The 10,041-nt window shown below is 65.1% G+C and carries 10 protein-coding genes; 8 read left to right on the top strand and 2 right to left on the bottom strand.

The features are described 5' to 3' along the window. Window positions 1-6: 6 nt before the first annotated feature. Window positions 7-1,551 carry an acyl-CoA synthetase gene (locus I6F28_RS05735; protein ID WP_225139441.1) on the top strand — a complete coding sequence of 515 codons (1,545 nt, stop codon included), beginning with the start codon at window positions 7-9 and terminating at the stop codon, window positions 1,549-1,551. 128 nt (window positions 1,552-1,679) lie between these two features. On the opposite strand, the gene I6F28_RS05740 is transcribed toward I6F28_RS05735, so the two are convergent. Then, complete coding sequence (locus I6F28_RS05740) at window positions 1,680-2,222, bottom strand: methylated-DNA--[protein]-cysteine S-methyltransferase (protein ID WP_036020854.1); 543 nt, start codon at window positions 2,220-2,222, stop codon at window positions 1,680-1,682. A 134-nt stretch (window positions 2,223-2,356) separates the two neighbouring features. Here I6F28_RS05740 and I6F28_RS05745 point away from each other — a divergent pair, with 134 nt between their 5' ends. Further along, window positions 2,357-3,175: an alpha/beta fold hydrolase gene (locus tag I6F28_RS05745; RefSeq protein WP_225111502.1), complete on the top strand. Its 819-nt coding sequence runs from the start codon at window positions 2,357-2,359 to the stop codon at window positions 3,173-3,175. Window positions 3,176-3,177: 2 nt separating this feature from the next. Further along, entirely contained in the window at window positions 3,178-3,990 is an 813-nt protein-coding gene (locus I6F28_RS05750) for an alpha/beta fold hydrolase (protein WP_225139442.1), read from the top strand. A gap of 1 nt (window position 3,991) precedes the next feature. Here I6F28_RS05750 and I6F28_RS05755 read toward each other — a convergent pair whose 3' ends face one another. Further along, window positions 3,992-4,447, bottom strand: a complete 456-nt coding sequence (locus I6F28_RS05755; protein ID WP_036020878.1) for a carboxymuconolactone decarboxylase family protein — start codon at window positions 4,445-4,447, stop codon at window positions 3,992-3,994. 100 nt (window positions 4,448-4,547) lie between these two features. On the opposite strand from I6F28_RS05755, the gene I6F28_RS05760 reads away from it, so the two are divergent. From I6F28_RS05760 to I6F28_RS05780, 5 genes are all read left to right on the top strand, one after another. Next, the gene (locus tag I6F28_RS05760) at window positions 4,548-5,447 is read left to right on the top strand and encodes a sigma-70 family RNA polymerase sigma factor (protein WP_225139443.1); all 900 of its coding nucleotides are present in this window, start codon (window positions 4,548-4,550) and stop codon (window positions 5,445-5,447) included. A 140-nt stretch (window positions 5,448-5,587) separates the two neighbouring features. Next, entirely contained in the window at window positions 5,588-6,265 is a 678-nt protein-coding gene (locus I6F28_RS05765; protein ID WP_225139444.1) for a GntR family transcriptional regulator, read from the top strand. Between the two features lie 163 nt (window positions 6,266-6,428). Further along, window positions 6,429-7,229: a phytanoyl-CoA dioxygenase family protein gene (locus I6F28_RS05770; protein WP_057028358.1), complete on the top strand. Its 801-nt coding sequence runs from the start codon at window positions 6,429-6,431 to the stop codon at window positions 7,227-7,229. A gap of 153 nt (window positions 7,230-7,382) precedes the next feature. Next, window positions 7,383-8,696, top strand: a complete 1,314-nt coding sequence (locus I6F28_RS05775) for an NAD(P)H-dependent oxidoreductase (protein WP_109142262.1) — start codon at window positions 7,383-7,385, stop codon at window positions 8,694-8,696. Window positions 8,697-8,867: 171 nt separating this feature from the next. After that, window positions 8,868-9,956 (top strand): TRAP transporter substrate-binding protein, encoded by a 1,089-nt coding sequence (locus I6F28_RS05780; RefSeq protein ID WP_035996972.1) that lies wholly within the window; start codon window positions 8,868-8,870, stop codon window positions 9,954-9,956. Window positions 9,957-10,041: the final 85 nt, after the last annotated feature.

A 10,041-nucleotide genomic window follows, 5' to 3' on the forward strand; every position in this document is an offset into this window, starting at 1 on the left:
AACGCCATGACCCACCCCTGTATCCACGCCAAGACGACGCCCGACAAGATCGCCTACCAGATGGCCGGGACCGGCAAGGCGATCACCTATCGCGAGCTCGACGAGCTCTCGAACCAGGGCGCGCATCTGTTCCGCTCGCTTGGCCTCAAGGCCGGCGACCACATTGCGCTGTTGATGGAGAACCGCCTCGCCTTCATGGAGCTGTGCTGGGCGGCACAGCGCAGCGGGCTCTATTACACCGCGATCAGCCGCTACCTGAAGCAGGACGAGATCGATTACATCATCGCCGATTGCGGCGCCAAGGTCGTGATCACGACGCCGAAATGCGCCGACCAGATCAAGGGCCTGATCAAGGGCGCGCCCGGTGAGCCGATCTTCTACATGATGGACGAGCCGCTGCCCGGCTTCCGCTCCTACGACAAGGAAGCCGCCGCGCAGCCGACGACGCCGATCGCCGACGAGGTCGCCGGCTACGACATGCTGTATTCGTCGGGCACCACCGGGCGCCCTAAGGGAATCAAGAAGGCTTTCGAAGGCAACAGGATCGACGTGCCGAACGCCTTCCTCCGCGTGCTCTGCGCCGACATGTGCGGCATGAATGCGGAGAGCACCTATCTGTCGCCAGCGCCGCTCTATCATGCGGCACCCCTGCGCTTCAACATGATGGCGATCGTGCTCGGCGGCACCTCCATCATCATGGAGCATTTCGACGCTGAAGAGTTCCTGAAGCTGGTCGAGAAGTACAAGGTGACACAATCGCAGCTGGTGCCGACCATGTTCGTGCGCATGCTGAAGCTGCCGGACGAGGTGCGCACGAGGTACGACGTCTCCACCCTGAAGGGAGCGATCCACGCCGCCGCGCCCTGCCCCATCGACGTCAAGGCCAAGATGATCGAATGGTGGGGGCCGATCCTGATCGAGTATTACGCCGGGTCTGAAGGCAATGGCGTCACCGTCTGCAACTCGCAGCAATGGCTGGAGCATCGCGGCAGCGTCGGCCGCGCCGTGGTCGGCAAGATCAAGATTCTCGACGAGAACGACGAGGAGCAGCCGGTCGGTGAGATCGGCACCGTCTATTTCGCCGACGCGCCCGCCTTCACCTATCACAACGACCCCGAGAAGACGAAGAAGGCCTACAACGTCAAGGGATGGTCGACGCTCGGCGATGTCGGCTATCTCGACAAGGACGGCTTCCTCTATCTCACCGACCGCAAGTCCTACATGATCATCTCCGGCGGCGTGAACATCTATCCACAGGAGACCGAGGACGTGCTGATCACGCACCCTGAGGTCGCCGACGTCGCGGTGTTCGGCGTGCCGAACGAGGAGATGGGCGAAGAGGTCAAGGCGGTGGTGCAGCCGCACGACATGAGCCGCACCGGCAAGGCGCTCGAAGCCGATTTGATCGCTTATTGCAAGAGCCGCCTCTCCGCCATCAAATGCCCGCGCTCGATCGATTTCGAAGCCGAGCTGCCGCGCACGCCGACCGGCAAGCTGGTGAAGCGGCATTTGCGTGATCGGTATTGGCCGAAGACGGCGACGAAGATTTAGGGAGAGCGGCCGCTCTCAACACCGTCATGCCCGGGCTTGTCCCGGGCATCCACGTTCTTTGTACCGCAAAGGAAGACGTGGATGGCCGGGTCAAGCCCGGCCATGACGCCGAGCAAGCTTTGGCATCTTCAATCGAACAAGCTCGGCGTGTGGTTCACCAGCGCGCCTTCGATCTCCAGCATCTTCAGCTTCGTGACCACGCCGCCATTCGCCGAGAAGCCGCCGGGCTTGTTGCCCGCGGCGAGCACGCGATGGCAGGGCACGACGATCGGGCACGGGTTGCGGCCGAGCGCCTGACCGACGTCGCGCGACAGCTGGACGCCACCGAGCTGCTTGGCGATGTCGCCATAGGTGACGGTCTTGCCGGGCGGAATCGCGCGGGCGATGTCGTAGACGCCGCGGTTGAATTCGGGCACGCCGTCGAGATCGAGCGGGATGTCGGTGAGATCATCCGGCTCGCCGGCGAGCAGTTTCGTCATGCGGTCGATCGCCTGTTGCACCTCGGCGGTCGGCTCGGTCTCAACGGCGTCGGCATGACGCTGGCTGATGCGGGTGCGGATCTTCTGCTCGCCGCCCATCGGCAATTGCGTGCCGTTGATGCCCCGCGGGCCCCAGGCGATGGCGCACAGGCCGATCCTTGTGTCGAACAGGGCAAAATGCTGGTCGGTCATGTCTAGGTTCCTGGCTTGCTTCCGTTGCAGGCCCCCACTTTGATGTCGTGCCAAATCTAGGCTTGGAAATAGTTGCGATCCACCCGGTTTCCGGGAATCTTGCACAGGCGTTCCAATCCTCTCCCGAGTCCATCATGCAGAGCCTCCACGTCAACGGTTACGACATGCCCTATCTCGACGTGGGCGAAGACAGGGGCCGTCCGCCTCTGGTCTGCGTGCATGGATCGCTGAACGATTTTCGCGTCTGGGGCTGCGTGCTGGGGCCGCTGACGCAGCGGCACCGGGTGATCGCGGTCAGCCTGCGCCACTTCTTCCCGGAGCGCTGGGATGGCGTCGGTGACACCTATTCGATCGCCCAGCATGTCGAGGACGTCATCGCCTTCATCGACAAGCTCGATGTGGGACCGGTCGATTTGATGGGCCATTCCCGCGGCGGGCATATCTGCTTCCGCGTGGCGCAGCAGCGGCCCGATCTCTTACGCCGGCTGATCCTGGCCGAGCCCGGGGGCGAGCTCGATGCGAGCCTTGATCCGGACTACGTCGGCGGCCCCTCGCCGCTGCTGGCGCGCTTCACGGCCTCGGCCGAGAAGATCGCGGCCGGCGATGTCGACGGCGGGCTCGCCGTCTTCGTTGACACGCTGGAAGGCCCAGGCACCTGGCCGCGATTGCCCGCGATGGTGAAGCAGAACCTGCGCGACAATGCCTTTACGCTGATCGGCCAGGTCCGCGACAGCCGCCCGCCGTTCTCGAAGGCGGATGCGGAGGCGATCAAGATGCCGACGCTGTTCATCCTGGGCGCGCGGACCAAGGGCCTCTTGCCGAAAGTGCTGCATGCGCTGGCCACGCATGTGCCCTATTCCAAGACGGCGATCATCCCGAACGCGACGCATCCGATGTTCGAGCAGGCGCCGCAGAAATTCTCCGAAGTGGTTTTGGATTTTCTGGCGAGCTGACCATGCAAAGCTTCCGCGTCAATGGTTACGACATGGCCTATCTCGAGGTCGGTGAGGGCCCGCCACTGGTCTGTGTGCACGGCACACTCGGTGATTTCCGCACCTGGTATTCGGTGCTCGGTCCGCTGTCGAAATCCCATCGCGTGATCGCGGTCAGCCTGCGGCACTTCTTTCCCGAGCATTGGGACGCCGTCGGCGACGACTACAAGATGGCGCAGCACGTCGCCGATACGATTGCCTTCATCGAGCAGGTCAGGCCCGGCCCCGTCGACCTGATGGGCCATTCGCGCGGCGGACACATCGCCTTTCGCGTGGCGCAGGCGCGGCCTGATCTGTTGCACAAGCTGGTGCTGGCCGAGCCCGGCGGCGATCTCGACCCATCCCTGCCTGTTCCCGAAGGCATGCCCGCGCATCCGCCGCTCGCGGCGCGCACGGCGCGCTCGGTCGAGATGATCCGCGGCGGCGACCTCGAGGGCGCGGTGCGGAATTTCTACGAAGGCATCGAGGGCGACGGTTCCTGGCGGCGCGTGCCGGCTGCGGCCAAGCAACAACTCCGCGACAACGCGCTCACCTTCCTTGGCCAGATCAACGAGCAGCGCCGGCCCTACACCCTCAGCGATGCGCAGGCGATCAGGACGCCGACGCTGCTGATCGGCGGCGGCGCCACCACCGGCAGCCTGTCGGTGATGTGGCGCGTGCTGGCCGCGCACATCGCGGGCGCCGAGACGGCAGTGATCGCGAACGCCGGCCACTGGATGTTCGAGCAGGCGCCGCTCGAGTTCGGCGAGGTGGTGAGCAGATTCCTGACGGAGTAGCTCACACCTTCCACACGCCGACCGGCATCTTGATCGTCGCGTTCAGGCGGTTCCAGACGTTGATCGTCGCGATCGCAACGATCAGCGTGGCGAGCTCGCGCTCGTCGAAGTGCTTGGCGGCTTCGTTCCAGATCGCATCGGGCACCGGATCCTCGCGATCGGCGAGGCGCGTGACGGCTTCGGTCAGGGCCAGCGCGGCGCGCTCGGCGTCGGTGAAGTAGGGTGCCTCGCGCCAGGCGGAGACGGCGAACAGGCGCTCGTCGGTTTCGCCCAGCCGGCGGGCGACCTTCGGGTGCATATCGACGCACACGCTGCAACCATTGATCTGGCTGGCGCGCAGGTGCACCAGTTCGAGGAGCTTTTCCGGCAGACCCTGCTTTGTCAGGTTCCCGAGGGACTGAAGGACCTTCATGGCCTCCGGCAGGACCATGACGGGATGATTCATGCGGGCGTGCATCATGTTGCGTGTCCATCTGTCGAATTTAGAGGGTTCCGGTCACATCGGCCGGATTGGCTTCGTCATGGGCATGACGGATCGCGACGAGGGAATGTGACCGATGACCGAAGAAAATTCTCTGACCGGGCAGTTCGAGGCGAGCAGGGATCATTTGCGTGCGGTCGCCTATCGAATGCTGGGCTCGCGCGCCGAGGTCGACGATGCCGTGCAGGAGGCTTGGCTGCGGGTCAGCCGCTACGACCTGTCCGACATCGCGAATTTGCGCGGCTGGCTGACCACGGTCGTGGCGCGCATCTGCCTCGACATGCTGCGCGCCCGGAAGTCGCGTCGCGAGGATCCGATGGGTCCGCACGTACCCGAGCCGGTCGACGATACAAGCGAGCGAGAGGCGGAGATGGCCGATTCCGTCGGCGCGGCACTGCTGGTCGTGCTGGAAACGCTGCAGCCCGCGGAGCGGCTCGCCTTCGTGCTGCACGACATGTTCGCCGTCCCGTTCGAGGAGATCGCGCCGATCGTCGGCCGTTCGGTCGATGCCTCGCGGCAACTGGCGAGCCGCGCCCGGCGGCGCGTGCAGGGCGCACCGGTGCCCGAGACGGATCTGACGCAGCAGCGAAGGATCGTCGATGCATTTCTTAAAGCCTCGCGCGAGGGCAATTTCGAAGGGCTGCTCGCGGTGCTGGATCCCGAGGTCGTCTTCCGCGCCGATCAGGCCGCGGTGCGGCTCGGCTCGCTGGCGGAGGTGCGCGGCGCCGAGGCTGTCGCGCAGCTCTACAAGGGCCGCGCCCGGACGGCGCGCACGGCGCTGGTCGATGGTGAGTTGGGTGCTGCCGTCATCCTCGGCGGACAGCTGCGCATTGCCCTGCGCGTGACGTTCGTGGGCGAGCGGATCGGGGCGATCGAGGCGGTGGCCGATGCGGACGACATCGCCACGATGGAGGTGGAGGTGCTGGATGGGTCAGATCCGGACCCGTTGTCGCGAAAACAACCCCATGCACAGTAGACGGACTCAGGAAATTCAACAGCTTACCCGGGTGACGTGAAGCCCTTGGGATCGCCCGAGATACGGCTTGACGCTCCACCTCGCCGAGCGTAAGTTCGAATACGGAATTCCGTATTCCGAGATGGCTTGGAGCTGCCGGCGTGATCCCTCTCGACCCGCTCCCGAACCTGATCGACCAGGTCTATGCGCGAATCCTGGAGGCGATCTCCGACCGCACGCTTCAGCCCGGCCAGCGCATCCGGCAGAACGAGCTCGCCGACCGGCTCGGCGTGTCGCGCCAGCCGGTGTCGCATGCGCTGCATCTGTTGCACCGGCAGGGCCTGGTCGCAGAGAGCGGCCGCCGCGGCTTTGAAGTGACGCAGCTCGATCCCGCGCGCATCCGCCAGCTCTACGAGGTGCGCGGCGCCATCGACGCGCTGGCGGCCGGGCTTGCCGCTCAGCGCGCGGCCAGCGACGCAGCGGGACGCGCGCGACTGGAGGCAGCGCTCGCCGCCGGGCGCCGCAGCGACCGCAACACCACGCTATCCGAGCTCATCACCCTCGATGTCGATTTTCACCGCGCGATCTATCAGCTCGCCGGCAATCCCGTGATCGAGGAGACCATGGCGCCGCAATGGCCGCACATGCGTCGCTCGATGGCGACGGTGCTCTCCGAGCTCGATTATCGCGCCAGCGCCTGGGCGGAGCATGCCGATATTGCCGCGCACATTTTCAGCGGCAACGCGAAAGCGGCCGAACGCGCCGCGCTCGCGCATGCGCAGACGGCGGGACGGATGACCGAGGAGAGATTGCGGGCGACGGAAGAGGCGGCGGCGTAGCACGCCGTCATTCCGGGGCGACGCGACGGGACCGCTCGAAGCGCGGCCCGGGAGCGTCGAGCCCGGAAATCCATCGGGCGGCAGAGACTGCGGAGGAATGGATTCCGGGCTCACGCTTCGCGTGCCCCGGAATGACAAAACAAAGCAAACAGGAGGACGACCCATGAAACTGTCTCAGGAGCAATTGGAGTTCTTCCACCGCGAGGGCTGGCTGTTCCTGCCCGAGCTGTTCGCCCCAGAGGAGGTCGACCTGCTCGCGCGCGAGGCGGTCGCCATCTATGACGCCAACCGGCCCGAGGTCTGGCGCGAGAAGAGTGGCGCTCCGCGCACGGCCTTTGCCGCGCATCTCTACAACGAGGCGTTCGCGATCCTCGGCGCGCATCCGCGCATGATCGAGCCGGTCGAGCAATTGTTCGGCGAGCCCGTCTACATGCACCAGTTCAAGATCAACGCCAAGTCGGCCTTCACCGGCGACGTCTGGCAATGGCACCAGGATTACGGCACCTGGAAGCGCGATGACGGCATGCCGGAGCCGCGGGCGATGAACATCGCGATCTTCCTCGACGAGGTGATGCCGATCAACGGCCCCCTGATGCTGGTGCCGCGCAGCCAGAACGCCGGCGATCTCGAGGCTTCGCACGATCTTGCCACCACCTCTTATCCGCTATGGACGCTGGACGAGGATACGGTCACGCGCCTCGTCAAGCAGGGCGGCATCGTCGCGCCCACCGGCAAGCCCGGCGGCATGCTGATGTTCCACGGCAATCTCGTGCACGGCTCCAGCGGCAACATCACGCCCTATCCGCGCAAGATCGTGTACCTGACGCTGAATGCGGTCTCGAACCATATCCGCACACCGACACGACCGGATTACATCGCCCATCGCGATTTCACGCCGATCAAGACGGTGGACGACGACGCGCTGCTGCGGCTGGCACGGGCACCACGGCAGGCGGCGGAGTAACCTGTCATTCCGGGGCGACGCGGAGCGTCGAGCCCGGAATCCATCCGGCCGCAGTGCTTGTGGAGAAATGGATTCCGGGCTCGCGCTTCGCGCGCCCCGGAATGACGAAGTTTGACAGTGTCACCTGACAGCCATAGCGATCTCGGACCCCCCATGAACCTCTTCCGCCTCCTGCAAGCCCGCGCATCCGCCGGCAAGCCCGTCCGTGTCGCGCTGATCGGCGCCGGCAAGTTCGGCTCGATGTTCCTCGCACAGGTGCCGCACACGCCGGGGCTGGAGGTGCCCATCATCGTCGACATCGACCGCGACCGGGCCCGCGAGGCCTGCCGGACCGTCGGCTGGGATGCCGAACGCATCGCCGCGACCGTGTTCACCGATGACGGCGCGCGCGCCATTGCCGGCGGCGCCATGGACGTGGTGGTAGAGGCGACCGGCAATCCCGCCGTCGGCATTGCCCACGCGCGCGCCGCGATCGCGGCGGGCAAGCATATCGTGATGGTCAATGTCGAAGCCGACGTGCTGGCGGGCCCGCTGCTCGCCGACGAAGCGCGAAAAGCGGGCGTGGTCTATTCGCTCGCCTATGGCGACCAGCCGGCGCTGACGGCGGAGATGGTCGATTGGGCCCGCGCCACCGGATTTCACGTCATTGCCGCCGGCAAGGGCACGAAGTACCTGCCGGCCTATCACGACGTGACGCCCGACGGTGTCTGGCAGCATTACGGCCTGACCGCGGGCGAAGCGCAGTCGGCCGGCATGAATCCGCAGATGTTCAACTCGTTCCTCGACGGCACCAAATCGGCGATCGAGATGGCCGCGATCGCCAATGCCTGCGGCCTCGACGTGCCCGCGGACGGCCTGGCCTTTCCGCCGTGCGGCGTCGATGATCTGCCGCACATCATGCGGCCGCGCTCGCGCGGCGGTGTGCTGGAGCGATCCGGTGTCGTCGAAGTCGTCTCCTCGCTCGAGCGCGACGGCCGGCCGGTGTTTCGCGACCTGCGCTGGGGCGTCTATGTGGTACTGGAGGCGCCCAACGACTATGCCGCCGATTGCTTCAGGCAATACGGCCTCAAGACCGATGGGAGCGGACGCTATGCCGCGATGTACAAGCCCTACCATCTGATCGGGCTCGAGCTGAACATCTCGGTGCTGTCGGCCGCGCTGCGGGGCGAGCCCACCGGGCAGCCTTACGGCTTTCGCGGCGACGTCGCCGCCGTGGCCAAACGTAACTTGCGTGCCGGGGAGATGCTCGACGGCGAAGGCGGCTACACGGTATGGGGCAAGCTGATACCGGCGGCCGCGAGCCTCAGGGCTGGGGCCCTGCCGATCGGGCTCGCACATCGCCTCAAGCTTAAGCACGACGTCGCCCATGGCACGTTGGTACGCTGGAGCGATGTCGAATTCGACCCGGGCAACGAAACGGTGAAGGCGCGCAAGGCCATGGAAGCCGCGTTCGCGCCGCAGCATTGATCGGCTTGGCAGGCGCACAACCAAAGCGAGCTTGATTTGCTGTTCCCCTTTGGTCATGCTGCCTGCGCATTGAATTTCGGACACCAAGAAACGTCGGCCACCGGCGAAAGATGAAGCGGCGTCAAGACCGCGATCCCTCGTCGAGGACACGACACCGCAGGAGGGAAACGCATGGAACGTCGTAAATTTCTGAAGGCAGGCGGACTGGGCCTTGCCGCAAGCGCAATTGCAGCGCCGGCTGTCGCACAATCAATGCCCGAGGTGAAATGGCGGCTGGCGGCGAGCTGGCCGAAATCACTGGATACGCTCTACGGCGGCTGCGAGTATTTCTGCAAGCGGGTCGCGGAGATCACCGACAACAGATTCCAGATCCAACCCTTCGCGGCCGGCGAAATCGTCGGGGGCCTGCAAGTGCTCGATGCCGTGTCCAACGGCACCGTCGAAATGGGCAACACCGCGCTCTACTATTATTGGGGCAAGAATCCGGCATTCACCTTCGGCACCTCGCTGCCGTTCGGCCTCAATACGCGTCAGCACATTTCCTGGCTGATATGGGGCGGCGGTCAGGACATGCTCAATGATCTCTTGAAAGAGCACAACGCGATCGGCGTGCCGACCGGCTCGACCGGGGCTCAGATGGGCGGCTGGTTCCGCAAGGAGATCAAGACCGTCGATGATCTCAAGGGCCTGAAATTCCGGGTTGGCGGCTTCGCCGGCACCATTGTCGCAAAGGTCGGGGGCGTGCCGCAACAGATCGCGGCCGGCGACATCTATCCCGCGCTGGAGAAAGGGACGATCGACGCTGCCGAGTGGGTCGGTCCGTATGACGACGAGAAGCTCGGCTTCGTCAAGGTGGCGAAGTACTACTACTATCCCGGTTGGTGGGAAGGCACCGGCCAGGGCCACAACATCATGAACCTCGAAAAGTGGAATGGGCTGCCGAAGCACTACCAGGCCGCCATCAGCACGGCATCGATGGACACCTTCACCTGGGTGACCGGCAAGTACGATTCGGTGAACCCGCCCGCGCTGAAACGGCTGCTGGCGTCCGGCGCAATCCTGAAGCCGTTCCCGCAGGAGGTGCTCGAGGCCTGCTACGGCGCAGCCAACGAGATCTACGCCGATCTCGCCAAGAACAACCCGCATTTCGGCAAGATGTATGCGAGCCTGACCGCCTTCCGCAGCGAGTCGCTCGCCTGGATGCAGGTGGCCGAGCTCAGCTTCGATACCTTCATGATGCGGATGCGGACGCGGACTTAAGGCGACGACGGTTCGCAGCGCTTGAAACGACGAAAAGCCCCGGAGATGTCTCCGGGGCTTTTTGCCGTTGAACGGCTCTCGTAGG

Origin of the sequence: Bradyrhizobium sp. NBAIM14, from assembly GCF_020193895.1 — a bacterium.
GTDB classification, from domain to species: Bacteria; Pseudomonadota; Alphaproteobacteria; order Rhizobiales; family Xanthobacteraceae; genus Bradyrhizobium; species Bradyrhizobium yuanmingense.